The sequence below is a fragment of the Delftia sp. SD018 genome, from assembly GCF_017355445.1.
Lineage (GTDB): Bacteria > Pseudomonadota > Gammaproteobacteria > Burkholderiales > Burkholderiaceae_C > Comamonas > Comamonas acidovorans.
This window is the reverse complement of the sequence record NZ_JADDRN010000031.1, coordinates 43,950-66,909: the sequence shown is the minus strand read 5'-3', so window position 1 is coordinate 66,909 and position 22,960 is coordinate 43,950. Positions and strand designations below refer to the sequence as shown.

Sequence of the window (22,960 nt, the reverse complement as noted above, 5' to 3'; positions counted from 1 at the left end):
TCGGGCGGGCTCATCCCTCCCGATATCCAGCCCAAGCACGCCGCACCCCGCGCGCTCGCTCAGCCTTTGACTTCTCGTCATGACAGTCGGCGCAAATGGGTTGCTCGTTGTCTTTGGTATCGGTCCCACCCTCTTCCAATGGGATCTCATGGTCCCGCTGGGTCGCAAGGGTCACGATGCCCTTGCGATAACAGGGCCGGCACAGCGGCTCACGCTCGAACAGTTCTTTGCGCAACTGCTGGAGCTTGCGGCCCGTCACGCGCTTGGCGGCTGTGGGCTTCTTTGCCCAGGACTGTTTGGGATGCTTTGGACACCGGCCCGAGCCATCACGGACCAGCACGCCACAGCCCGGATGCGAACACGGACGCGGGGCAGCTGATGGCACGGCGATGTCTCCTGTGAAGCCAAAAGAAAAGCCCCGCCGGGTCTGCACCGGGCGGGGCTGGCATGTGTCCAGTGGTTGGGGTCACTGAGCACTAGCTTGCCGCAAATGTAGCCCAACTCTCTATGTTGTAAAACTCCCCGCGCGCCGCATGTACTCACGGCCACGGGCCAGCGCCTCGCGCTCTTCTCTGATGCGTTGCTGCTCCTGCAGCCATCGGTCAATGAACTGGTCGGCCTGGCCAAGTTGGGCATGGATAGTGCTCGGCCCTTTGCCCAAGGTGCGGGCGATGCTCGACACTCCCAGGTCTTGCAGGTAGTAGGCGTACACCGTGTCATAGAGATGAGCCTTTGCTTGCTCCATCTCCTGCACAGCCTGGTCTGTCTCCTCTGCTTCCTGCTCGACGTGCGGAATCTGGCTGCCGTTGTAGCTGTTGCGTCCCCAGACATCCACCGCCAGCACGTTGACCGTGTGATACCCCAGGCTGTTGCTGTCGAGCCTGGATCTCCACAGTGCCCAGTTCTCCAGCCGCTGCCTGATTCGCTCAATGCGCGCCATGTGCATTCCCTTCCGGCTCACGCATGAACCCAGCAAAGCCAACGCCCAGAAGCACCGCAGCAGCCTGCAGCTGTGCCACTGTGCGGGTACCGCTGCCAACCAGTGGCGCCAGGGCATCCATGGGCCAGGGCGTGCCAAGCACCTTGCCGCCCTCCATCGCATAGAACCACCCCGGCTCGCCGCGCAAGGATCGGCGGATGCACTGGTCCACGTAGTCCCTGCCCCACTCGACACGCTTCTGGTCCACCCAATCCGCTGTTTCAGGCATCCGGTCTCTCAAGCTGGCTGGTTTGTTCATCCTCAACTCCCCAACAGATCAACGGCATGGACGACGGGTGGACGAGGGGAGGACGGCGCAAACCCGCGCCAATCCTCAATCTGTCCATCTGTCCATCCCGACCACAGAAAAAAATAAAAGACGGCCCGCACGCGAGCGCGCAGACACGCGCCCGCCTGTCCGCACACACGCCCATGTGCACACGTCTGCACGCGGCGGTGGACGGGTGGACGGATCGCCGATTCACCCATGAAAATCAATCACTTACGCCGTCCACCCCGGGGCGGACGAACGGTGGACGGCAGGACGGCGGTGGCGACAGGACCGGCAACGCGGATGCAGACGCATCCACCCAGCCGGGGCGTGACCAGCCCGCGAGGCATCCCGCTGTGCTCCACAGCGTTGAAATCAGATCGGGAGGTCATCACCCTCCCCCGGCGCGTCATACGGCCACTGAGGGGCTTCCTGCGCAGCAGGAGCGGCCGCCAGCACGGGCGTGACCGCATCCTTGGGCTGCCGGAGAAAGCCGCGCTTGCGAAGGCCGGTGCTTTCCCTGTGCACCTTGAAGCCCAGCGACTTCATTGCATTGCTGATCCGCGTGTCCATCTGGCCCGCGTTGTCCACCCTGTCGGGCTTGATCTGCAGCACCTGGTACAGCTCAGTGCGCGGGAAGAACTGGCGCCGCAACGGCGCGGGATCGTTGACGTGCAGGCCATCGTTGCCGTTGACATAGGCATCCAACAGGTCTTCCCAGGGATCGGACCGCTTGAAAGGTTCTTGCTCAGGAAAGATCAGGGTCTTTTCCTCGTCCCTGTCCGGCCAATAGCGCTCCCCGGCATTGAGGCGGTGCAGCGCCTCGGCCAGCAGTTGGCCGCGCATCTCGATCAATGCGTCCGCGTTGACCTGGTGCACCTCCAGTGGCCAAAAGCGGCGATCACCCGTGGCATCACGCAGGAACGTGTCGGCATTCGTGGTGCCCACGTTGACGAAATGGCGCTTGGACTTGACCATCTGCGCGCCATACGGCGGGCGGAACCAGTCCTCTTGTGCTGAGAGGTATTGCTTGATCGCCGTGGACTCGGCCTTGTTCAGAGACTCCAGCTCGGCCGACTCCACGATCCAGGCCATCTGCTGGGCCAGCTGGCTGTCCTTGTCGCCCACACGGATCGCGTTGTCCGTGAAATACGGGTAGGCCAGTGCACGCCAGGCCGATGACTTTTTGAGGCCCTGATCCCCCTTAAGGATCAGCATGTAGTCGAACTTGCAGCCCGGGTTGATGGCGCGGTTGACCAGGCCCATCATGAAACACTTGCCGATGAGGCGCGTATAGGGCCGCTCCTCGATGCCGTACACCTTGGTAAGCCAGTGCTCAAGCCGCTGCTCACCGTCCCATGTCTCGGAACGGATCAGATCCTCAATCGGGTTGTACTTGTCCTGCAGGGCAGCCATGACAGCACCGTCCCGCAGCGTGCCCTTGGAGTTGATGTTGAGCGAGTGCGACTGCAACAGATACTCGCCCAGCATCATGTCGTCCTCTTCATCCCAGGCGCCCGCCTCCCGTCCCCATGGCGCCTCGCGGCTGCGGTCTACGGCCATCGTGAAGGTGTTGTATCGGGCCAGGCCTGCCAGGGCCGGGTCCAACTGAAGGCAATACATCACGTTGGGACGGCAGTCCATGTATGAGTTTTTGCCCCACACCAGCTTGTCATAGAGCGCCGTCAACTCGCCGTCGTGGCTCGGCTTGCGCTTGCCCTTCTTGGGCTTGTCGGCATCGCCGCCGTCCCCAGCAGCAGCCTCAGCAGCGCCTGGCGCAACAGCATCCCCCCCAGCGGGAGCACGCTCGTTCGCGCGATTAGGTTTTGGGGGCTGAAGCACGATGCCCAGCACGCCTGCGAGCCACTTCAAGGCCTCGGCCGGCTTGGCCGTCCCAGGACCCCACTCCATCACAAGATCAATGGGCGAGCGGCGGCCTCCGCGCGCATCGCCCATATCCGCCACACCCCAATCCATGATTCCATCGTCCAGGCCATCGGCATGGATGGAGATGTCCTCCTGGAGGTCTCGGCCCAGCGCTTTTGATGTGATGCGATAGCCCTTCGGGCTCTTTTGCTCACGCCCTCCAAACAGGGCAGGCACCCAGACGTGCAAGGCACGCATCGCCTGCTCGTTGACGCGAGCAAAATCATTGCGGCTCTCACCGACCCCTGCGACCTGCTGCGCTGGCCGGGAAGGCTGGGGAGATGCAGGCGCCTGCCGCTTTTCCTTCGCCTCTTGAATCGTGGCGTGCATGCGGCGGATCGCCGATTCATCGGCCTGCGACACCTCCAAGGGCGTGCCCGCCACATGCCTGCCCGTGACCGTGAAATACTGCCGCTCGCAAAACATCTCCACGCCGATGTCATTGCTCTTGGCCGTCTGGGTGTGCCCCTGCAGGTATAGATGCACACCGGTGCCGCTGGGTGATATTTCCGTGAACGTGTGGAAGGCCGCAATGATCTTTTTGCAGCGCTCAGACATCTCCCCGGTGGCTGGGTCTACATGCTTGTCCAGGTCGATGCCAATCAGGCCATCGCCCGGCAGGAAGCCGAAGCCGATCCCGCTCCACGCATCCGCAAGTGCCTGCTTGCGCTCGAAGGCTGCACGAACTACAGGCAGTGTTGCAAGCCGCTGGCGGTCCCTGTCGCTGCCCTGATCGCCGGAGCGACGGCCTCCGCCCACGTAGTACGGCACCTTGAGCCATGCCGAGCGACGGGCATCCCATTCAAACTTCCACAGCACCCATTGCTGACGCTGCGCAAGCTCAGCGGGAATGCTGTCCCACACCGGGACCGGGGCGGCGGGCAATGCTGGCTTTTCGTCAGACATAGCGGCCTCCACGCACCCACGAAAACATCACATCGGCGTCCCCAACACCGACGACATGCAACGAACCCATCAGCGAACTACCCCCAAAGTTGAATGGCCTGTGCCAGGCCGAAAGCCGCATCGTTCGCGGCGGTTTTTGAAATCGGTTGGGGCAGGCCATACTCGGCTGCTGGCCTGTTGCGCCCTGGCACCTTGCGCTCCCCGCAAATGACCAGGCGGCCATAGCGCTTCATGTTGGCCACCGTGGTGCGGGCCGCAGATACCGCGACTCCAGCGACAGCAGCCGCCGCTGAAATCTCGCTGAGCGTTGGACCGCGCTCGGGCGTCCAAAGGCTCTCCACCACATGCAGCAGCGTGGTGCTCACTTCGCCTGCAGGCCTCATGTGAAGTCCTCCGACCTGCCAGCAGCACGGCGCGCATTGCGGCGCAGTCGAAACACCAGCTCGATGATTTCCATGCAGCCCGCTTCCAGCTCATCGCACTCAGTGCTGTCGATCTGGTTGTCTTCCGTCACGCGGGAGCAGATCCCGGCGAGCAAACCGTTTTTTGCTGTGATCTGCATGACCTTCTGCCTGATGGCCGAGGCCTCGCAGGCCCAGCCACCTTCTGGCGGTGGCGGCAGGTACGCCGCAGCCATCGAGAACCGCGCGTTGAAAGACTGGAGCCAGCGCCTGGCATCCGGCCTGCCCATGTCAATCAGCCACTCGCTCAGTAACTCAAGCATTTCTGTGCTCAGCGACTCTCCGTCAGCACCACGCAGCCGGCGGCGCAGGTCTTCCGGGTGAATGGCCTTCTCGCGCCGGTCCGTGAGAAACGCGGCCGCAGCAGTAACACCGCCCGGCGCCTCGCGTACAGCGTTGTAGAAGATGTCGCGCCAATCGGCGCTGGAGTAGCGGCGAGTCATTGGGGCTCCCCTTGAACGCTGGAAATTTCAGGATGGCGCCCGCCCCTGCCATGGCTACGATGGAGGCTTCCACACACACCATCGAAGACACACAGGAGTACGGACATGGATGAACAGATTTCCCCAGATAGGCTGCAAGGCCAGCTCATCGCTTCCGCCGTGCTGCTTGAAGCAGTGCTGCGCACGCTCCCAGCGCAATCACTGAAAGCGATCCGACAAGAATTCGAGAAGAACGGGCCTGAAGTGGAAGGCCATCTGCTGAACAGCCAGGGCAGCGAGGCAATGCTTGACGCCTATCGAAGCCATGTAGGGAGCACGAAGGAGTTGCTGACTCAGATCCATCAGCAGGCAATCTTTCGAGATAGCGCAGCTGGCCGGCTGTGAACAGGCCCGCCCGGTGCATAGCGCTGTAGTACTTCCGGCGCACCGAAGTGTCTTGGTCCATAGCAAACCTCCTGCGAGATAAAAAAAGCCCCACTCCAGCCAGCAACGCAAGCCGCACACGCCTTCCCGCGCGTGCAGCACCAAGTTGGGGAAGGAGACGAATCCCGGGCGACGTTGCCGGGAGGCTGGAGGGGGAGAAAAGCCTATGCACTGGTGTCTCCCACCGTATGAGCGCCACGGCGCAACAGAACGTCCCAGCGCACACACGGCCTCAACTGTTCACAGAGAACCCCAGTGCCCTCCTCGATGAGAGGGCAGTACTCAGCTGGGACTCCGTTCCCAGAGTCCAGCCAATACGACACATGCCCCTGCTTCTTGCCGAGGAGACGAGCAAGCGCGGCTTGGCCACCTGCCTTCTTGATGGCAGCAAGCAGCGCGTCGTGAGGATTCAAAGCAGTTTGTTGGTTCATAACAAGCTGCTTTGTATCTTACTACAAAGAATTTTGCAACCGACAAAACAAAGAAATTTGTAGCATCAGTCCATGCCTGAACAGAATCCACAACTTGCCGAACGCATCCGCATAGCCATGGAACGTGCCAACACGCCCAGCCAGAGCGAGCTAGCACGTGCGGTGGGCGTGAAGCCGCAGGCAATTCAGTATTTGCTGGACCCTAAGAACAATGCGACTGGCAGCAAACACTTGGTGAAGATCGCAGAAGCACTGAAAGTGAGTGCTGTATGGCTTGCGACGGGCCAGGGGGAGCCGACGGATGTATCTGCTCCCTCGAACATTGAACCCGGTCCCGATGTCCGACAGGGTGCTCTCTATCCGCTCATCACCTGGGTGCAGGCTGGCGCGTGGAATGGAAACTGCGAAGCATTCACCCCTTATCAAGCGGAACACTGGTACATGAGTCCGCACAACCTCGGCCCGCGAGGCTATGTGTTGCGCGTTAGAGGCGATTCCATGACGAATCGTCAAGGGCGCTACTCATTTCCCGAGGGGATGCTGCTGTTCGTCAATCCTGACAAAGATCCCACTCCCGGCCAGTTCGTGATCGCGCGAAGGGAAGCCGACAACGAAGCAACCTTCAAGCGCTACACGGTCATCGATGGCAAACCCTACCTGGAAGCCATCAATCCTGACTGGCCGCACAAGTACCTGGAAATGAAACCCGGGGACACGTTCAGCGGGATAGTTGTGGATGCATCTTTCGGAACGCTTCCTTGATCTACAAATTACCTTGTTGACACAATCAACAAATTGATTTGTAATTCGCCTGCCTGAGCTATCGCCCAGGCGGGCGCAGTGGCCTGCATCGCCGCGCGCCCTCCACCGCATAGGAGGCCCGGCATGCAATGCAGCAGTTCAGCAGACAGTGCACACGTCTGCACCCTCTCTCTCGCCGTAGACACGACGCCGCTGCAGCGGCACATCCAGCAGCCTGAACGCCTGCTTTGGCCCCATCGACTCGCCGCCATGTGCGACGCCGCCAATGTGCGGCTGCAGCAAGGCATCCTGCAGGCCGCCAGTGCGGCATACATCGCCCTCGATATCCCGCCACCGGACAGCCACGTCATCGACGTGCTGATGTCCATCCCTGGCCTGGCCGGCGTTGAGCTGACCGACGCCGCAAGGGGCGAGTGATGGCCCTCTACACCGTCACATGCGGCCGCACGCGCCACACGATCCGCGCGACCGGCGCCGCTGATGCCATCGCCCGCGCAATGGCCCTCTTCGGCAACAGCCGCCCGATCAGCGCGAGGGCCGCACGATGAGCCGCCCACCGTTCGAGATGGATGGTCCCTACCGTCCGCGCCGCGTCCGCCGCATCGTGCTGCGCTGGCTGGTCCTGGCCATGTTCGGCGCCCTCCTTGCCATCAAGTTCGGGGGCGCGCCATGGCTTTGATTTTGATCACCGGCACCCTGGTGCAAGACGCCGAGGTGCGCACGCTGCCGCAGGGCGTGGATAGCACACCCATGCCCGTGCTCTGCCTGCTGATCGACAGCGATGGTCCCGGCCAGTTGCCGGTGAAGGCAGAGCAGGTCTACCCGCCAGCAGCCCGCGCGCAAGCCCAGCAGCGCGCCAAGTCATTCAAGCGCGGCATGCGTGTATCCATCACCGCGCCCGTCCACCAGATCCGCCACACCCTGGGCCACTGCAGCGACATCCAGCCCCTGCATGAGCCCGCCCCCATCCAACCCCAAATGCAACTTCTGGAGGCCGCTCATGGCTAAAGCAATCGTCATCGAAATCAAGCATGTCGGCCCTGGCGCGGTCCAAGTCGAATCGGATCTGCGAACACCTCGCGTAGGCGCGCCTCTGGCGCCCCAAGAATCCGCAGCACTGGAAATGATCCAGCACATCCAGCGGCAACCGGCCTGCCGCCGTGTGATCTATGACAGCCCGCGCGTCGATCCCGACACAGCCGCCTGCGTTGCCCTGGTGCGCGATCTGCTGGACCCGGAGGAGTTCGGGTACAGCGTCAGCGCCGAGGTCCGCAACGCGGCTCGGCGCGCCTTCGGCATCAAGGGGCAGCAGGAAGGACTTGCAGCATGACCAGCACACACGACACCCAAACCGCTGCCATGCCCACGCCTGGCGCAGGCGCCCTGATGCTGCATGTGCCCGTCATGAGCATTGCACGAAGCCTGCGCAACCCGCGCAAGCACTTCGACCAAGCGAAGCTACAGGAGCTGGCCGACTCAATCAAAGCCACGGGCGGCGCGCTGCAGCCCATCCTGCTGCGCCCCCTGCCCGAGTCGCGCATTGGCGATGAGCAGCAAATTGCGAAGGGCGAGAAGCGCGAGCGCGCGCAGTACGAACTGGTGGCAGGGGAACGCCGTTGGCGCGCCAGCCAGCTCGCAGGCGTGGCCGAAATCCCCGCAATGATCCGCCCGATGTCGGACGCTGACGCCCTGCGCGCGGCCGTCATTGAGAACCTGCAGCGTACCGATATCACGAAGCTCGAAGAAGCCGAAGGCTATCGGGAACTGCTGGACCTCGGAGAAACCACGGCTGAGAAAATCGCGGAGGACGTGGGCAAGAGCCGCACCTACGTTTTCAACGTCATGAAGATCCTCGACCTGTGCGAAGAGGTCCGCGAGGTGCTGCGCAAAGGGGACATTGACTTCAGCCGCGCGCAGTTGCTGGCACGCATCCCCAGTGCACAACTTCAAATCAAAGCACTCAAAGACATCACTCGCACCGACTGGCAAGGGGAGAAGCCCAGCTACCGCGCGTGCGAGGATCTTGTGCAAAACGAGTACATGGTGCGCCTGGACCGGGCCAAGTTCACGATCACAGACGCCAGCCTGGTGCCTTCCGCTGGCAGTTGCGCGGACTGCAGCAAGCGCACCGGCGCCAATGCGGAGCTGAAAAAGGAAATGGGCCGTGCAGACATCTGCACTGACAAGTCCTGCTATGAGGCCAAGGCCGAAGCACACACGGCCCGCATCGTGCAGGAAGCCAAAGACAAAGGGCATACCGTCATCGTTGGCAAGGAAGCTGCAGAGCTTCAGGCCCAGGGCTACAACGAGAAGCTGCTCGGCTATCGCCGTCTGGACGCCATCGAGGACAGCCCAGGCGACCACCCGCTGCGAAAAATCATCGGCGACCAGATGAAGGCCGAGGGCATCCAGCCGGTCAAGATCGAAAGCCCCCGCCGCAAGGGTGAGCTGGTTGATGCCCTGCCCAATGAGACGGTGCTGCGCCTCCTGAAGATCGTGGACGGCCAGGCGAAGGCGTCCGAGAAAGTGGCCAAGGAAGCGCGGCAGTTCTCCGAGGCCAAGAAGGCCCAGGCCGAAGCGAAGGCACAGGCCAAGTTCGAACAGGGATGGCGCGATGCCCTGCTGGATCGCGCATGGAACACCCTCAATGCCGAACAGCCCCCGGCCTTCACCATGGACGTGCATCGCTATCTCGCCCTGCGCTCCGTCAAAAGCCTCGGGACCGACGACGCACAGGCCATTGCTGATGTGCTCGGCTTCGACCGAGTGGGCGCCCATGCCGCGCTGATCGAGTACGCCAAGGAAACCGTCAACCCCGATTTCCTGCAGCTACTGTGCATCATGCAGGGCGACAGCCGCGCCACGCACAACCCCTACAACGGCACGCCGAATGAGGGCCTGATGCTGGTGGCCGGCGCTGTGCTGCAGGAGCGCCTGCAGGCTGTAATCAAAGAGGTCCAGATTGCAGCGGCCGACAAGCATCTGCCGAAGATTGCCCCCGTCAAACCTGCCGCTCCGAAGGCGGATCTACCCCTTGATCCCGCTGCGCGCGCTGGCGAGAGTCGCGCGAAGGGCAAAGCCAAAAAATCCCCCGCTGCGCGTGCGAGCGCCGAGCCGAAGACGACTGCCGCCGAAGCCTCGGCCGCTATCGCGGCCGCGCTCCAAGACCAAGAATCAGGCGCGGCCGCAGCCGCGCAGAGCGACGAGGGGGCGCCTGTCGCTGACGCGCAGGCACCCATTCAAGGTGCGGCTGCAGCCGCACAGGGCGACGATGCAGGCCCAGTCGCAGCTGACGCTGCGCAGGGCCTGCCGCCCTCTCCTGCGGCCGCTGATTTGCACCAAGCCAAGACCCCTGACGCGCAGCAGTCTGCGCCCGCGCAGACTGCCCCCACTGACGATGGCCAGGACAGTGCGGACGCCGGCACCGGGGCAGCAGATCAAGCAGCCACGAGCCAGGCAATCACCTTCGAGCCCGGCGACCTGGTGCGCGTGAAAGCTGGCCTCAAGGGCACAACCGGGCGCCCACGCAAAGAGTGCGGCCGCGTAGGCGTGGTGCGCCTCGGAGATCTGGCACTGATCGTGGAATTTGGCGCCGGAGTGGGCCAGCGCACAGGCTTTGAGCCGGAGGAACTGGAGTGCTACACAGCAGACCCCATCGTAGGCAAGCGCGTGCGCGTACTCAATCCGGGTAGCGCCTATCGCTGGAGAGAAGGCACCGTCAGGGCATGCACGGCAGAAGGCTGGAAAGTGGAGTTCTCGGGCAAGCCTGGCACCGTGGCCAAGGCAGCAATCTTCGATACCAAGGAACTGGAGAGCTTGGCATGAACGGACGCCGCAAACCTTTCCGCAGTCGCTGGGCTGGTCGTCCCAACACGTTTGCCGTGATCAATCACCACGGCACCAAGCTGACGAGCAAAGAGATCGCCTCAATCATCGACCCCGTGCGCGAATGCTTCGCGCAGATCCGCGCCGGCACAGCCACGGAGCTACACGCAACTGTCATGCACAGCACTATCCATGTGGCCCAGGAGATAGAACGCGGGGGCATCGTCCACGGCCTGGCCGAACACTTCGACAGCGCCCAGGCAGCATGCGAAGCCTACTTTGCCCGCTGCCGCGCCGGCGGCGCCTGGCACCCAAGCGCAGTGCACTTCTACGAGCTGGACGCCCTCACGACCGCGATTGACCTGCATGAATTCCAGTTGCAGCAGTTGACGGCCCACGAGATCCAAGAAGTGACGCGCAGGCTGATCGCTCGTACGGAGAGCAGCGGTGGCGAGATGCTCCAAGCTGATAGCGACCTAGTCATGACCAGGCCGTACCGCAAGAGCAGAAAGGAGGCACACGCATGATCGGCACACAACCTACTGGCGCTATAGACGGCGTGCAAATCAGCGCAGTGAGCCATGAGGGGTTGAGCGTTAGCATCAACGGCAAACCGGGACGCTTGGCCATCATCACTGAAGATGGCCAAGTAATCGCCTCAGGCAAGGAGGTGGCTCGCGAGGCCCAGGCAGTGGCCGTAAACTCTTACCGCAACTTTCTGCAGGGCAAAGGTTTCCTTCGCATCCTGAGCAACCCCATCAAAGCTGGCAATGCTGGTGCAGTCGAGGAAGCATGACACTCCCTTCTACATAAAAAGCGCGTAGAACTTGCTCTACGGGCTTTTTCTAGATATCTTGCCGCCCAACAAAGTGAGGCGTATCAGGCAACGTCATGCTGGCAAGGTAGCTCTGTACTTCCCGTTGTATATCCGCCGGAGTTTCCTCGCGCTGCTTGCATTTCAATGCCCAAGCCCGGCCTGGATGTAGGGTATCCCATTTGGGACTCAGGCCGTTGTAGCGGCCATTGCCGGGATCATGGTTGCCAAAACCTTCAAGAAAAAGGTTCCATAGGGGCGAAAACTTGGTGATCATCAGCGACTCGCCCAAGGGAATCCAGATCTCATCCACGACCAAATATCGGCAGGTGAAGTCGTTAATGTCCAGTGTATCGGTGGACAAAATGGAATCCGCATGCTCTTGCAGACGCCCAAACAGTGCTTTGGACTTAGTGGGGTCTGGCATCACCTTACCCTTGCGAGCCCCTTGTGGCACGGCCTTGCCAACATAGATCGGGATTACAGGATTTCCTTTGTTCGCCTGATTTGGCTTCGAGATGGCCCCATAGGAAACGTAATCACCGTGATAGTAGATTGCATAGATACCGGTGCCAAAGAAGGTCTCGAGTTTACCCAAGGAATGTACTGGCTGGCTCACCAGTGCCTCGGCCACGCTGGCACCTAGGTTCTTCTTGTCAAGTGGATTGAAAGGGATGATCTCGGCTGACTTCATGCGGCCACCCTCGCGCTGCCCACAGTGGCCCGCAGTTGATTGAGTTCTGCGCGTATCAGTGCCTCACCGACGGATGAGGCCACGAGGCGCCCCAATGCCACCGGTACTGCATTGCCCAGTTGGCGCATGGTTTCCGTCCATGAACCGTGGAATACATAGCCATCCGGAAAGGTCTGTATGCGAGCCGTCTCGCGCGCGGAGAAGTAGCGTACGCTGCCATCGGGCAGCACCATCATGTTCTCGCCACCTGGCACGCCATGGTCGCCTGCCTTGATGGTCTTGGCTGGTTGATCCAGTGGACTGCCAGTGTGACCAGGATAGACCTTGGCGCCATCTTGAAACTTATGGTCGCGTATGCCAGCCGCAGCACGCGTGCGCGGATCAGGCAGATCGGCGATGGCATCGCGCACAGTACGCCAAGGCAAAGTGGTTGGTGGCTTGGCGGCCAATGCTTGAATGCGCTTGGCCATCTTCGCGGGGGGCTGAGGGCGGTCGCGCTTGGCTACCTTGTGACGGTCCCAATACTCACCAGTCACCCACTGGGCATGCAGCAGGGCCGCCTCGCTATGAGTGGCATCCGGAAAGTGCCAGTCAATCGCTAGGTCGGATCGGGTTCCCACGATGAACACACGTTCGCGCTTTTGTGGGATACCGTAGTCTGCAGCGTTCACAAGCGTGGCCGTCACGTTGTAGGTCAGATCGTGCATGCGGCCCGAGGTCTTTTCCGTTTGCAGACGCATCAGGTGGTCAAACCAGCTTTCATGATTTCGTCGCGGAGCTTCTGGGAACTCCAGCTGCAACTTGATGTATTCGTAGTAGTTCGCGAAGCTTGAACGCGTGAGTCCTTTCACGTTTTCCACAATGAAGGTTTTTGGGCGAAGCTTACGCACCACGTTGACAGTAGCCGGGAACATGTCGCGCTTGTCATCGTGCGCCTGGTGCTTGCCTCCCATTGAAAAGGGTTGACAAGGTGGTCCACCGGCCAACAGCTCAATATTTTGGGGGATCGCGGACCAGTCCATGTCGCGCACATCGCCTTCATGCAACGGCCAGCCATTCACCAGAGGATAGCCACGTCGCTGGTTCTCCCGCACGGTGTCGCAGGCCCATTTGTCCCACTCCACCACGGCCAGCGATTTGAAGCCGGCCAAGCTTACGCCCATGGCCAGCCCCCCCGCACCCGCGAATAGCTCGACTGCTCGCATCATTTCGTTCCTTTGTTCTCGTTCAGAGATGCATCGATGCGCGGCATCAAGGCATCAAGGTCGCGCAACTCGCACTCCCAACCACCAACACGTCCCAACCCAGCCCCCGCAATAGCACCAGTTGCACCGCTTCTAGCGCACGGCAGCCCTCCAACTAGGGCTACCCAAACTCCAGCGGCAGCATCGGCATGCGAGCTAGTGCACAACCGCCACACATGAGCCAAAAGCAGCCGCGCACGAAAAGTGCTCTACAACTCCCCACGAAGACCAGGTTAGGTCTCCAGGGCAATTTTCGACCATGCAAGCGAATCGATACCCCAGCGCACCGCCAACTCAGGCTGAGCATCACGGTATCGCAGCCCCGGACCCTTGCCAAGCGCTCGGACCGCTGCCGGCGTGTCAAAGTATCCATGCTGTGATTTTAAACAGTTAGAGGCCGCTGTATGGCGGTTCAACGTGATCCGCACGGCAACTTGTTCGTCTCACGGACAGCACCGTTTGTGTCGCCTAGCAGTCGCCATGCTGCAGAGGCGGCAGCAACTCATCCGGTTGTTCCTAGGCCCTGACGATGGCCTGCCATGAAACGGATTCCACAGCCAAAACAACCAATACGACGGATATATTGAGTATCCTATGGGCACCCAAGAGACACGAAGCCCACGCGCGGAGCGGCCGCGCCTGCAGGGGTTGTCATGGTTGTTGCGTCGCTCGTGGGGGTCATAGGGGCGATATTGTCCCAGTTCTGCGAGAACTTGGTAAACCGCCCCTGAACTTATCCCTGCAAGCTCAGCTATTGCGCTTGATCCCGAGCGCACCCAGCATCTGCTCGGTCTGCTTTTGCATCTGGTCCTGCATCTGGGTGAACATGTTCTGCGACTGCTCCATGTAGCTGCTCATCATGTTCTGCATGGCGGGCGGCTGCATGCGCATGAACTGGCTCCAGGCCTCGGGCGAGGTGCCCTGGGCCTGCTCGGCCAGCTTGTTCTGGAAGTCGGTGAACATCTGCACGTTCTTTTCCAGGTAGGAGCCCATGTAGCCCTGCATGGCATGGCCGTAGAAACGGATGATGTTGGCCAGCACGGTCTCGGAGAACATGGGCGCGCCGCCGGCCTCTTCTTCCAGAATGATCTGCAGCAGGATGCTGCGCGTGAGGTCTTCGCCGCTCTTGGCGTCCTTGACCACCACGGGCTCATTGCTCATTACCAGCTGCTTGACTTCCGTCAGCGTGATGTAGGAGGACGTGTTGGTGTCGTAGAGACGGCGGTTGGGGTATTTCTTGATCACGCGCTGGGCGCTGGGGGCGGCGGCTGTTGTCGTCTCTTGCATTGCAATGCTTCTCCTCTTGTACGTGCTTGTACGGGCAATTGATCTATTGCACTGCAACAGATTCTAGGCAGCGCACACAGCACCTGGCGCAGCAGTAACCCTGATGGTGATCAACGCATGCGACAGAGCGAATGGTCGCCTTGCCGCCGTCCGGGCAAAAAAAATCCCGCTTGAAGCGGGATTTTCTGCAGCCCCTGGTGAGACTGCTTTGTTTGGTAGGCGCGATTGGACTCGAACCAACGACCCCCACCATGTCAAGGTGGTGCTCTAACCAGCTGAGCTACGCGCCTGTCGTTTGTTGAAGCCGCAAGTATAGCAGTGCAAAACAGGGCTTCCGGGCAAGTTGCGCAGTTTTTCCGATCACAGCACCCTGGCGCGTTCCAGCATGGCGTGCATCAGCACATTGCAGCCTGCGGTGATGTCGGCCGGCGTGGCATCCTCGATCTCGTTGTGGCTGATGCCGTCCTTGCAGGGGATGAATACCATGCCGGCCGGCGCCAGCCGCGCCATGTAGACCGCATCATGCCCAGCGCCCGAGACGACGGGCATGTGCGAGTAGCCCAGGGCCTTGGCGGCGCGCGCCACCGCATCCACGCAGTCGGCATGGAAGGGTTGGGCGGGGTAGCTGGACACCAGGTTGATCGCTATGGGCAGGCCCGTCTCCCGGCTGATGCGGTCGGCCACGGCGCGGATGTCGGCGTCCATGGCTTCGCAATCGGCATCGGTGGCGTTGCGCAGGTCGATGCTGAATTTGACCTGCCCCGGGATCACGTTGCGGCTGTTGGGATGGACCTGCACCATGCCCACCGTGCCGCGCCCGTGGGGCGGATGGCGGTGGGCGCAGGCCACCACTTCCTGCATGAGCTGCGCGGCCGCCTGCAGCGCATCCTTGCGCAGGGCCATGGGCGTGGGGCCGGCATGGGCTTCCATGCCCGTGACCACGCAGTCATACCAGCGGATGCCCAGCACGCCGGTGACCACGCCAATGGTCCTGGCGTTGTCCTCCAGCACCGGGCCCTGTTCGATGTGGGATTCGAAGTAGGCGCCGATCGGGTGGTCGCCCGGTTCCTGGCTGCCCACATAGCCGATGCGCTCGAGCTCGCCCTTGACGGTCTTGCCTTCGGAGTCGGTAGCCGCATAGGCATGCTCCAGCGTGAAGGCCTTGGCGAACACGCCCGAGCCCATCATCACCGGCACGAAGCGCGAGCCTTCCTCGTTCGTCCAGAAGGCCACCTCGATGGGCGCTTCGGTCTCGATGCCGTGGTCGTTGAGCGTGCGCACCACCTCCAGCCCCGCCAGCACGCCGTAGTTACCGTCGAACTTGCCGCCCGTGGGCTGGGTGTCGATGTGGCTGCCCGTCATGATGGGCGGCAGGCTGTTGTCGCGCCCGGGCCGGCGCATGAAGCCGTTGCCGATCTTGTCGATGGTCACCGTCATGCCCGCCTCGCGCGCCCAGCGGGTCACCAGATCACGGCCCTGGCGGTCCAGGTCGGTCAGCGTCAGGCGGCAGACGCCGCCCTTGGGCGTGGCGCCGATCTGCGCCAGCTCCATGAGTGAATCCCACAGCCGGCTTCCGTTGACGCGCAGCTGCGCGATGTCCTGCTTCACTTGGGTATCTGTATCCATTGCGGTCTCCTTGTCATTCGGGCTTCAGCGCACCACGGCCGTGGGCTGCAGCGTGGCGGCACGGCGCTGCACCGCGTCGAAGTTGGGGCCGAAGGCCGGGCGCTTGATATAGCGCCCCTTGCCCATCTCGGCGCGCAGATCGCCCTGCGCATAGGCCACCACGCCCTGGCTGATGGTGTGGCTGGGCATGCCCTGCACGGTACGGCCCTCGAAGATGTTGTAGTCGCCCTTGGAATGCTGGGTCTTGACCGACAGGGTGTGGGTAGCGGCAGGGTCCCAGACGACCAGATCGGCATCGGCCCCCACGCCGACCAGGCCCTTGCGCGGATAGATGTTGAACAGCCTGGCGGTGTTGGCCGAGGTGATGGCCACGAATTCGCTGGGCGTCAGCCGGCCGGTGTTCACACCCGCATCCCAGATCACGGCCAGGCGCTCTTCCACGCCGCCGGTGCCGTTGGGGATCTTGGCGAAGTTGTCCCGGCCCATGGCTTTCTGCGCGGCGCAGAAGGTGCAATGGTCGGTGGCCGTGGTGTGCAGCTGGCCCGACTGCAGGCCCTGCCACAAGGCCTCCTGGTGGCCCTTGGCACGGAAAGGCGGGCTCATCACATGGGCGGCGGCCTTGGCAAAGTCGGGGTCGCGGTACACGCTTTCGTCGATCACCAGATGGCCGGCCAGCACCTCGCCATACACACGCTGGCCGCGCGCACGGGCAGCGGCAATGGCCTGCGCCGCCTCGGTGCAGCTGACGTGCACCACGTAGATGGGCACGCCCAGCACGCCGGCGATGGCGATGGCGCGGTTGGCCGCCTCGGCCTCCACCATGGGCGGGCGGGCCAGCGGATGGCCCTCGGGCCCGGTGATGCCCATCTTGGCCACTTCCTGCTGCAGCAGGTAGACCAGCTCGCCGTTTTCGGCATGCACCGTGGGCATGGCGCCCAGCTCCAGCGCGCGCTTGAAGCTGTTCACCAGGGTTTCGTCGTCGCACATGATGGCGTTCTTGTAGGCCATGAAGTGCTTGAAGCTGTTGATGCCCTCCTCGCGCACCAGCGTGCCCATATCAGCATGAACGCTGTCGCTCCACCAGGTGACGGCCACGTGGAAGGAGTAGTCGGCCGCAGCCTTCTCGGCCCAGCCACGCCATTTGCGGTAGGCGTCCAGCAGCGGCTCCTGCGGATCGGGAATGACGAAATCGATGATGCTGGTGGTGCCACCGGCCAGCGCCGCCGCCGTGCCGGTGTAGAAGTCATCGGCCGTGACCGTGCCCATGAAGGGCAGTTGCATGTGGGTGTGCGGATCGATGCCGCCGGGCATGACGAACTGCCCCGAGGCATCGATCACCTGTGCCCCGGCCGGCACCAGGGCCGCCACATCCGGCCCCACGGCAGCGATCACCCCATCCACACACAGCACGTCGGCCTTCTCCTGCCGGTCTGCATTCACCACCGTGCCGCCACGCACCCATACCGAACCCTGTGATTGACCCATAACGTCATGCCTCCTGTTGGTTGGTCCGGCCTATGCCTTGCTCAGCGCGGGTGCGCCCTTGGTCACCTGGCCTGCCATGCCGATGCGGTAGACCACGCCGGCAATGAACAGGCCGATGAACCATGCGTAGTCATAGGCATGCTTGAAGAAATCACCCACGTTCGGGAATGCAGCGGGGAACGCCGCGTGCAGGAAGCCGGGCAGGTTGGGCGCCACGCCCAGGGCGAAGGCCGCCACGGCCACCCAGTTCCAGCCGTTGGAGTAGCGGTAGACGCCCTCTTCCCTGTACAGGTCTTCCACCACCAGCTGCTTTTTGCGCACCAGGAAGTAGTCCACCATCAGAATGCCCGCGATCGGCCCCAGCAGGGCCGAGTAGCCGATCAGCCAGGTGAAGATGTAGCCCTCGGTCGATTCCAGAATCTTCCAGGGCATCATCACGATGGCAATGGCCACCGTCATGTAGCCACCCACGCGGTAGCTGATCTTCTTGGGCGCCAGGGCGGAGAAGTCATAGGCCGGCCCGACCAGGTTGGCCGCCAGGTTCACGCTCACGGTGTCGATCAGCAGCACGATCAGCGCGATCAGCACGGCCGCCCCCGTCATGCGGCTGGCGACATCGACGGGGTCCCACAGGGCCTTGCCGTAGATCACCACGGTGCCCGATGTCACCACCACCGCCAGCATGGCCAGCAGCCCCATGGGCACCGGCAGGCCGATGGCCTGTCCCACGACCTGGTCCTTCTGCGACTTGGCAAAGCGCGTGAAGTCCGGAATGTTCAAGGCCAGCGTGGCCCAGAAGCCCACCATGGCCGTCAGCGACGGCCAGAACACCGACATGAACTGGCCCGCCTTGGGGCCGCCCGGCGCGTACTGCGAAGGCTGCTCCATGATGGGGCCGAAGCCGCCGGCCTTCTGGTAGACCCAGCCCAGCAGCACGAAGCAGATCAGGATCTTGAGCGGCGCAGTCCAGGTCTCCAGCTTGCGGATGGACTCTATGCCATGCACCACGAAGTAGAACTGGATCGCCCAGAACACCAGAAAGCACACCAGCTGCCCCACATTGATGCCCAGGCCCGCGATCTTCTCGCCTTCCAGCGGATGGCCCAGCAGCACGCCCAGCAGGGTGTAGATCATCATGCCGCCGAACCAGGTCTGGATGCCGTACCAGCCACAGGCCACCAGGGCCCGCAGCAAGGCCGGCAGCTTGGCGCCATGGGTGCCGAACGAGGCACGGGCCAGCACGGCAAAGGGAATGCCGTACCTGGCCCCGGCATGGCCGATGAGCAGCATGGGAATCAGCACGATGAGATTGCCAAGGAACACCGTCATCACCGCCTGCGACCACGACATTCCGTTCGTGATCATGCTGGCGGCCAGCGTGTATGCCGGGATGCACATCACCATGCCTATCCACAGGGCGGCGAAGTGGTACCAGGTCCAGGTGCGCTGGCTAGGCAGCGTGGGTGCGAGGTCGTGGTTCCACAGGCTGCCTGTGGACTCACCGGAATGCGGGGCATGCGACATTGCGAAGCTCCTTCTCGAAGAGAGAAATCACCAATCCATTGCTGATCCAGGGTCTGACCTTTTCCATCAAGCGCATTTCGTGCCAGGTCGGCCCGGATGCGGGCCGTGCGCCAACCTGCCGCAATGCCCCCTTAGCCCTGCGCCGTCACGGCCTGGCGCATGGGGTTGTTCGGATGCGTGGTCCAGTTCGCATACTCCCCGGTGACCGTCTGGCCGGTGCGGGGGTCCACCTCGCCCGGCTGCAGGCTGCGCATGGTGATGCATTCGGGCACGGGGCAAATGGACACGCACAGGTTGCAGCCCACGCATTCGGTGTCATCCACCTCGAACCGGCGCACACCGCCCTCCTTGCTGAAGGTGATGGCCTGGTGGGAGGTGTCCTCGCAGGCCACGTGGCAGCGCCCGCACTGGATGCAGCTGTCCTGGTTGATGACGGCCTTGTCGATGTGGTTGAGGTTGAGGTCCTTCCAGTCCCTGACCGTGGGCACGGCCCGGCCCTGGAAGTCCTCGATGCGCGCAAAGCCGTGCGCGTCCATGTAGTTGGACAGCCCGTCGCACATGTCCTGCACGATGCGAAAGCCGTAGACCATGGCCGCCGTGCATACCTGGACATTGCCGCATCCCAGCGCGATGTATTCGGCCGCGTCCTTCCAGGTGGTGATGCCGCCAATCCCCGAGATGGGCAGGCCCGCCGTCTGCGGGTCGCGCGCGATCTCGGCCACCATGTTCTGGGCGATGGGTTTCACGGCCGGGCCGCAGTAGCCGCCGTGCGAGCCCTGGCCGTCGGTGCTGGGGTGCATGACCAGGGTGTCCAGGTTCACGCCCATCAGCGAGTTGATGGTGTTGATCAGGGACACCGCATCCGCGCCGCCGGCCTTGGCCGCCCGCGCCGGAAAGCGCACGTCGGTGATGTTGGGCGTGAGCTTCACGATCACCGGCAGCCGGCTGTACTGCTTGCACCACTGCGTGACCATCTGGATGTACTCGGGCACCTGGCCCACGGCCGCGCCCATGCCGCGCTCGCTCATGCCGTGCGGGCAGCCGAAGTTCAGCTCCAGCCCGTCGGCGCCGGTGTCCTCCACCATGGGCAGGATGCGCTTCCAGCTTTCCTCCACGCAGGGCACCATCAGCGAGGCGATCAGCGCGCGGTCAGGCCAGGCCTTCTTCACGCGGGTCATCTCCTCCAGGTTGGTGCGCAGCGGCCGGTCGGTGATCAGCTCGATGTTGTTCAGGCCGATCACGCGCCGGTCCTGCGCCATGAGGGTGGAGTAGCGTGGCCCGTTCACGTTGACCACATGCGGGTCCTCGCCCAGCGTCTTCCACACCACGCCGCCCCAGCCGGCCTCGAATGCGCGGGTGACGTTGATCTCCTTGTCCGTGGGCGGTGCCGAGGCCAGCCAGAACGGATTGGGGCTGGAAATGCCCAGAAAGCGGCTGCTGATGTCTGCCATGTCAATGCTCCTTGAAAAGCGCGGGCACAGCCGCTCAAACCCCGGCCGCCACGGCGCTGGTCAGCGCCTGGTGCATGGCTCGCGCGGCGACCTTGCCGTGCTCCACCGCCTGCACGGTCAGGTCCTGGCCACCGGCGCGGCAGTCGCCGCCGGCCCACACGCGCGGCACGCTGGTGCGGCCTTCGTCGTCGGTGTCGATACGGCCGTCACGCAAGGCAATGGCCGCGCCCGCCGACGTGGCGACATAGGTCTGGCCAATGGCCTTGAGCACCATGTCGGCCGGCACGTCGAACACCTCCTGCGTCACCTGCAGCCTGTCGCCCTCCATGCGGGTGCTGGCCATGCGCACGCCGCAGACCTTGCCGTCCTGCACCAGGATCTCCTGGGGCGCGGCCCACAGCCGCAGGTTGACGCCATGGGTCTGCGCCCATTCCTGCTCCACCCAGGAGGCGGACAGCGCATCCTTGCCCCGGCGATAGAACATGGTGACCTCGTCGGCGCCCAGCAGCCTGGCCTGCACGGACGCATCCACCGCCGTCATGCCGCCGCCGATCACCACCACGCGCCGGCCCACCGGCATCGTGGATTTATCGGCCGCCTGGCGGATGTCGGCAATGAAGTCCACCGCATTGCGCAAGCCTTCGGCCTGCGGCTCGGCCGCGCCCAGCGCATTGACGCCCGCCAGGCCCAGGCCGAGGAATACGGCGTCATGCTCTGCCAGCAGCGAATCCAGCGTGAAATCTCGCCCCAGCCGCTGGTTGTTGCGCGGCGTGATACCGCCCACGGACAGCAGCCAGTCGATTTCCTTCTGCGCAAAATCGCCCGGAGTCTTGTAGCTGGCCAGGCCGTATTCATTGAGCCCGCCCAGTTTGGGCCGGGCGTCGAACAGCACCACCTCGTGGCCCTGCAGCGCCAGCTGATGGGCGCAGGTCAGGCCGGCAGGCCCTGCCCCGACCACGGCCACCTTGCGACCCGTGGCGGCGGCACGCTGGAACAGCGGTGCACCATCGGAGGCCATGAAGGCATCGGTCGCATAGCGTTGCAGTGCACCAATTTCGACCGGCTTGTCTTCCTGGGTGTTGCGCACGCAGGCCTGCTCGCACAGCTGCTCCGTGGGACAGACGCGGGAACACATGCCGCCCAGCGGGTTGGCCGTCAGGATTTCTCGCGCCGCGCCACGGACGTTGTCCTGGGCAATGCGGGCGATGAAGGCCGGCACATCGATGCTGGTGGGGCAGGCCGTGGTGCACGGCGCGTCATAGCAGTAGTAGCAGCGCTCGGCCTCGATCAAGGCCTGGGAACGGTTCAGCGCGGGATGGGCGTCGGAGAAATTGGCCGCGTAGTCGGCCAGGTTCAGGCGGCCGGCGGCAATGCCGCAGGCGCGTTGCGCGGGGCTATCCATGGTGCATCCTCCAGAGTCAGGATTGAGGGCGTGAAAGGGGCCGCGGCATGCAGGTGCACGCCAGGCCATCTCGGACAACGCAAGGCGGGCCGCAGGAAGGACTCCTGAACGGCCCCGGATCCAACAACACAGTCTTCGGAGGTTTCATCGTGGTCCTCGCATGTGTAAGTGACGCCTCTTTCGGGCGCACTGGGGGTGGAACGGAATTTACGCGGGTGAAAAAATTTACCAATCAGTAAAATCACCCAGAAAGTCGTCAGCAAGAAAGATGCCAGACAATCGCACCAAAATGGCGCCACTTATCCCGACTTACCATCTGCGCAATGGCAACCCTTTCTGACAATGCGCCCCCTTCCCTGGCGCGATCGGCCACGCGCAAACCCACGGCTGCACGCCTGCGCAAGGAACTGAACATCCTGCAGACGGCCGAGCTTCACTTTGCGCAATACGGCTTCGAAGGCGCATCGCTGGAACTGATCGCGCACGACGCCGGCCTGAGCCGCCACAACCTGCTGTACTACTTCGCCAGCAAGGAGGAGCTGTACCTGCGCGTGCTGGGCGACGTGCTGACGCAGTGGCTGGCCGGCATGTCCGACCTGCTGCGCGGCGACGACCCTGCGGAGGCCCTGCGCATCTACATCCGGGCCAAGCTGCAGTCCTCGCGCGAACGGCCCCATGGCTCCCGTGTCTTCACGCGCGAGGTGATGGCCGGCGCGCCCCGCTTCGGACAGGCCATAGCGAGCCAGGTGGGCCCGGCGCTGGCAGCCGACGTGCAGGCCTTCGAGCGCTGGGTGGCGCAGGGCAAGATTGCCCGCGTGGATTTCACCCACCTGATGTTCATCCTCTGGTCCGTGACCCAGGCCTATGCCGATCAGCAGGCCCAGTTCGCGCTGCTGCTGGGCCGGCCGGAACTGACCGCCGACGACTACGACACGGCGGCCGATCTGATCTACCGGCTGGTAATCCGTGGCCTGCAGCCGGATACCGCGGCTCTCGCACAATGAGC

The 22,960-nt window shown here is 63.1% G+C and carries 25 protein-coding genes and 1 tRNA gene; 11 read left to right on the top strand and 15 right to left on the bottom strand.

The genetic code is table 11. The annotated features are described in order from the left end of the window. Positions 1-10: 10 nt before the first annotated feature. The 6 genes from INR38_RS28815 to INR38_RS24370 all read right to left on the bottom strand — a co-directional run bounded on the left by INR38_RS28815 (position 11) and on the right by INR38_RS24370 (position 4,986). Positions 11-259 (bottom strand): HNH endonuclease signature motif containing protein, encoded by a 249-nt coding sequence (locus INR38_RS28815; RefSeq protein ID WP_338127938.1) that lies wholly within the window; start codon positions 257-259, stop codon positions 11-13. A 246-nt stretch (positions 260-505) separates the two neighbouring features. Next, on the bottom strand, positions 506-940 hold the full coding sequence (locus tag INR38_RS24390; protein ID WP_207444400.1) for a hypothetical protein: 435 nt from the start codon (positions 938-940) through the stop codon (positions 506-508). Further along, positions 927-1,238 carry a hypothetical protein gene (locus INR38_RS24385; protein ID WP_207444399.1) on the bottom strand — a complete coding sequence of 104 codons (312 nt, stop codon included), beginning with the start codon at positions 1,236-1,238 and terminating at the stop codon, positions 927-929. The genes INR38_RS24390 and INR38_RS24385 overlap by 14 nt, the downstream gene beginning before the upstream one ends. A gap of 387 nt (positions 1,239-1,625) precedes the next feature. Beyond that, on the bottom strand, positions 1,626-4,082 hold the full coding sequence (locus INR38_RS24380; RefSeq protein ID WP_207444398.1) for a VapE domain-containing protein: 2,457 nt from the start codon (positions 4,080-4,082) through the stop codon (positions 1,626-1,628). A 77-nt stretch (positions 4,083-4,159) separates the two neighbouring features. Then, the gene (locus INR38_RS24375) at positions 4,160-4,447 is read right to left on the bottom strand and encodes a hypothetical protein (protein WP_235264139.1); all 288 of its coding nucleotides are present in this window, start codon (positions 4,445-4,447) and stop codon (positions 4,160-4,162) included. Positions 4,448-4,461: 14 nt separating this feature from the next. Next, on the bottom strand, positions 4,462-4,986 hold the full coding sequence (locus tag INR38_RS24370) for a hypothetical protein (RefSeq protein WP_043819330.1): 525 nt from the start codon (positions 4,984-4,986) through the stop codon (positions 4,462-4,464). 105 nt (positions 4,987-5,091) lie between these two features. On the opposite strand from INR38_RS24370, the gene INR38_RS24365 reads away from it, so the two are divergent. The 10 genes from INR38_RS24365 (at position 5,092) to INR38_RS24325 (ending at position 11,223) form a co-directional block, all read left to right on the top strand. Then, positions 5,092-5,370 carry a hypothetical protein gene (locus INR38_RS24365; protein WP_199961401.1) on the top strand — a complete coding sequence of 93 codons (279 nt, stop codon included), beginning with the start codon at positions 5,092-5,094 and terminating at the stop codon, positions 5,368-5,370. A gap of 542 nt (positions 5,371-5,912) precedes the next feature. Further along, positions 5,913-6,602: an XRE family transcriptional regulator gene (locus tag INR38_RS28810; protein WP_242699177.1), complete on the top strand. Its 690-nt coding sequence runs from the start codon at positions 5,913-5,915 to the stop codon at positions 6,600-6,602. 123 nt (positions 6,603-6,725) lie between these two features. Beyond that, positions 6,726-7,019, top strand: a complete 294-nt coding sequence (locus INR38_RS24350; RefSeq protein ID WP_207444397.1) for a hypothetical protein — start codon at positions 6,726-6,728, stop codon at positions 7,017-7,019. Beyond that, on the top strand, positions 7,019-7,150 hold the full coding sequence (locus INR38_RS28925) for a hypothetical protein (RefSeq protein WP_278251450.1): 132 nt from the start codon (positions 7,019-7,021) through the stop codon (positions 7,148-7,150). The genes INR38_RS24350 and INR38_RS28925 overlap by 1 nt, the downstream gene beginning before the upstream one ends. Beyond that, on the top strand, positions 7,147-7,281 hold the full coding sequence (locus INR38_RS28920) for a hypothetical protein (protein ID WP_016445303.1): 135 nt from the start codon (positions 7,147-7,149) through the stop codon (positions 7,279-7,281). Before INR38_RS28925 ends, INR38_RS28920 begins: the two co-directional genes overlap by 4 nt. Next, a complete protein-coding gene (locus tag INR38_RS24345; RefSeq protein ID WP_052155259.1) occupies positions 7,272-7,610 on the top strand; it encodes a hypothetical protein in 339 nt (112 codons plus the stop codon). The genes INR38_RS28920 and INR38_RS24345 overlap by 10 nt, the downstream gene beginning before the upstream one ends. Continuing rightward, positions 7,603-7,932: a hypothetical protein gene (locus tag INR38_RS24340; RefSeq protein ID WP_207444396.1), complete on the top strand. Its 330-nt coding sequence runs from the start codon at positions 7,603-7,605 to the stop codon at positions 7,930-7,932. Before INR38_RS24345 ends, INR38_RS24340 begins: the two co-directional genes overlap by 8 nt. Then, positions 7,929-10,427, top strand: coding sequence for a ParB/RepB/Spo0J family partition protein (locus INR38_RS24335; protein WP_207444395.1), 2,499 nt, complete (start codon positions 7,929-7,931; stop codon positions 10,425-10,427). The genes INR38_RS24340 and INR38_RS24335 overlap by 4 nt, the downstream gene beginning before the upstream one ends. After that, positions 10,424-10,954, top strand: a complete 531-nt coding sequence (locus tag INR38_RS24330) for a hypothetical protein (protein ID WP_207444394.1) — start codon at positions 10,424-10,426, stop codon at positions 10,952-10,954. Before INR38_RS24335 ends, INR38_RS24330 begins: the two co-directional genes overlap by 4 nt. Then, positions 10,951-11,223 (top strand): hypothetical protein, encoded by a 273-nt coding sequence (locus INR38_RS24325; protein WP_207444393.1) that lies wholly within the window; start codon positions 10,951-10,953, stop codon positions 11,221-11,223. The genes INR38_RS24330 and INR38_RS24325 overlap by 4 nt, the downstream gene beginning before the upstream one ends. Before the next feature lie 49 nt (positions 11,224-11,272). Here the strand turns inward: INR38_RS24325 and INR38_RS24320 are convergent, their stop codons facing one another. The 9 genes from INR38_RS24320 to INR38_RS24275 all read right to left on the bottom strand — a co-directional run bounded on the left by INR38_RS24320 (position 11,273) and on the right by INR38_RS24275 (position 21,954). Continuing rightward, entirely contained in the window at positions 11,273-11,935 is a 663-nt protein-coding gene (locus tag INR38_RS24320; protein ID WP_043819346.1) for an Eco29kI family restriction endonuclease, read from the bottom strand. Beyond that, positions 11,932-13,140, bottom strand: a complete 1,209-nt coding sequence (locus INR38_RS24315) for a DNA cytosine methyltransferase (protein ID WP_207444420.1) — start codon at positions 13,138-13,140, stop codon at positions 11,932-11,934. The genes INR38_RS24320 and INR38_RS24315 overlap by 4 nt, the downstream gene beginning before the upstream one ends. 786 nt (positions 13,141-13,926) lie before the next feature. Next, positions 13,927-14,466 carry a polyhydroxyalkanoate synthesis repressor PhaR gene (gene phaR / locus INR38_RS24305; RefSeq protein ID WP_043819348.1) on the bottom strand — a complete coding sequence of 180 codons (540 nt, stop codon included), beginning with the start codon at positions 14,464-14,466 and terminating at the stop codon, positions 13,927-13,929. Between the two features lie 213 nt (positions 14,467-14,679). Continuing rightward, positions 14,680-14,756: transfer RNA gene (locus tag INR38_RS24300), tRNA-Val, on the bottom strand. 70 nt (positions 14,757-14,826) lie between these two features. After that, on the bottom strand, positions 14,827-16,092 hold the full coding sequence (locus INR38_RS24295; RefSeq protein ID WP_012204713.1) for a Zn-dependent hydrolase: 1,266 nt from the start codon (positions 16,090-16,092) through the stop codon (positions 14,827-14,829). Between the two features lie 24 nt (positions 16,093-16,116). Beyond that, entirely contained in the window at positions 16,117-17,577 is a 1,461-nt protein-coding gene (gene hydA / locus INR38_RS24290; RefSeq protein ID WP_207444015.1) for a dihydropyrimidinase, read from the bottom strand. Positions 17,578-17,607: 30 nt separating this feature from the next. After that, positions 17,608-19,101, bottom strand: a complete 1,494-nt coding sequence (locus tag INR38_RS24285) for an NCS1 family nucleobase:cation symporter-1 (protein WP_013803149.1) — start codon at positions 19,099-19,101, stop codon at positions 17,608-17,610. 131 nt (positions 19,102-19,232) lie between these two features. Continuing rightward, positions 19,233-20,552 carry an NAD-dependent dihydropyrimidine dehydrogenase subunit PreA gene (gene preA, locus INR38_RS24280; protein ID WP_207444017.1) on the bottom strand — a complete coding sequence of 440 codons (1,320 nt, stop codon included), beginning with the start codon at positions 20,550-20,552 and terminating at the stop codon, positions 19,233-19,235. Between the two features lie 34 nt (positions 20,553-20,586). Beyond that, a complete protein-coding gene (locus tag INR38_RS24275; RefSeq protein WP_207444019.1) occupies positions 20,587-21,954 on the bottom strand; it encodes an NAD(P)-dependent oxidoreductase in 1,368 nt (455 codons plus the stop codon). A 323-nt stretch (positions 21,955-22,277) separates the two neighbouring features. Here INR38_RS24275 and INR38_RS24270 point away from each other — a divergent pair, with 323 nt between their 5' ends. Continuing rightward, positions 22,278-22,958: a TetR/AcrR family transcriptional regulator gene (locus tag INR38_RS24270; RefSeq protein WP_013803152.1), complete on the top strand. Its 681-nt coding sequence runs from the start codon at positions 22,278-22,280 to the stop codon at positions 22,956-22,958. Positions 22,959-22,960: the final 2 nt, after the last annotated feature.

Coding starts and splice junctions, on each gene's coding strand:
- INR38_RS24350 (WP_207444397.1), top strand. CDS start 6,726: ATGCAATGCAGCAGTTCAGCAGACAGTGCACACGTCTGCACCCTCTCT.
- INR38_RS24390 (WP_207444400.1), bottom strand. CDS start 940: ATGGCGCGCATTGAGCGAATCAGGCAGCGGCTGGAGAACTGGGCACTG.
- INR38_RS24330 (WP_207444394.1), top strand. CDS start 10,424: ATGAACGGACGCCGCAAACCTTTCCGCAGTCGCTGGGCTGGTCGTCCC.
- INR38_RS24320 (WP_043819346.1), bottom strand. CDS start 11,935: ATGAAGTCAGCCGAGATCATCCCTTTCAATCCACTTGACAAGAAGAAC.
- INR38_RS24365 (WP_199961401.1), top strand. CDS start 5,092: ATGGATGAACAGATTTCCCCAGATAGGCTGCAAGGCCAGCTCATCGCT.
- INR38_RS28810 (WP_242699177.1), top strand. CDS start 5,913: ATGCCTGAACAGAATCCACAACTTGCCGAACGCATCCGCATAGCCATG.
- INR38_RS24340 (WP_207444396.1), top strand. CDS start 7,603: ATGGCTAAAGCAATCGTCATCGAAATCAAGCATGTCGGCCCTGGCGCG.
- INR38_RS28920 (WP_016445303.1), top strand. CDS start 7,147: ATGAGCCGCCCACCGTTCGAGATGGATGGTCCCTACCGTCCGCGCCGC.
- INR38_RS24285 (WP_013803149.1), bottom strand. CDS start 19,101: ATGTCGCATGCCCCGCATTCCGGTGAGTCCACAGGCAGCCTGTGGAAC.
- INR38_RS24380 (WP_207444398.1), bottom strand. CDS start 4,082: ATGTCTGACGAAAAGCCAGCATTGCCCGCCGCCCCGGTCCCGGTGTGG.
- phaR (WP_043819348.1), bottom strand. CDS start 14,466: ATGCAAGAGACGACAACAGCCGCCGCCCCCAGCGCCCAGCGCGTGATC.
- INR38_RS24335 (WP_207444395.1), top strand. CDS start 7,929: ATGACCAGCACACACGACACCCAAACCGCTGCCATGCCCACGCCTGGC.
- INR38_RS24315 (WP_207444420.1), bottom strand. CDS start 13,140: ATGCGAGCAGTCGAGCTATTCGCGGGTGCGGGGGGGCTGGCCATGGGC.
- INR38_RS24370 (WP_043819330.1), bottom strand. CDS start 4,986: ATGACTCGCCGCTACTCCAGCGCCGATTGGCGCGACATCTTCTACAAC.
- INR38_RS24385 (WP_207444399.1), bottom strand. CDS start 1,238: ATGAACAAACCAGCCAGCTTGAGAGACCGGATGCCTGAAACAGCGGAT.
- INR38_RS24345 (WP_052155259.1), top strand. CDS start 7,272: ATGGCTTTGATTTTGATCACCGGCACCCTGGTGCAAGACGCCGAGGTG.
- preA (WP_207444017.1), bottom strand. CDS start 20,552: ATGGCAGACATCAGCAGCCGCTTTCTGGGCATTTCCAGCCCCAATCCG.
- INR38_RS28925 (WP_278251450.1), top strand. CDS start 7,019: ATGGCCCTCTACACCGTCACATGCGGCCGCACGCGCCACACGATCCGC.
- INR38_RS24325 (WP_207444393.1), top strand. CDS start 10,951: ATGATCGGCACACAACCTACTGGCGCTATAGACGGCGTGCAAATCAGC.
- INR38_RS24270 (WP_013803152.1), top strand. CDS start 22,278: ATGGCAACCCTTTCTGACAATGCGCCCCCTTCCCTGGCGCGATCGGCC.
- INR38_RS24275 (WP_207444019.1), bottom strand. CDS start 21,954: ATGGATAGCCCCGCGCAACGCGCCTGCGGCATTGCCGCCGGCCGCCTG.
- INR38_RS24295 (WP_012204713.1), bottom strand. CDS start 16,092: ATGGATACAGATACCCAAGTGAAGCAGGACATCGCGCAGCTGCGCGTC.
- hydA (WP_207444015.1), bottom strand. CDS start 17,577: ATGGGTCAATCACAGGGTTCGGTATGGGTGCGTGGCGGCACGGTGGTG.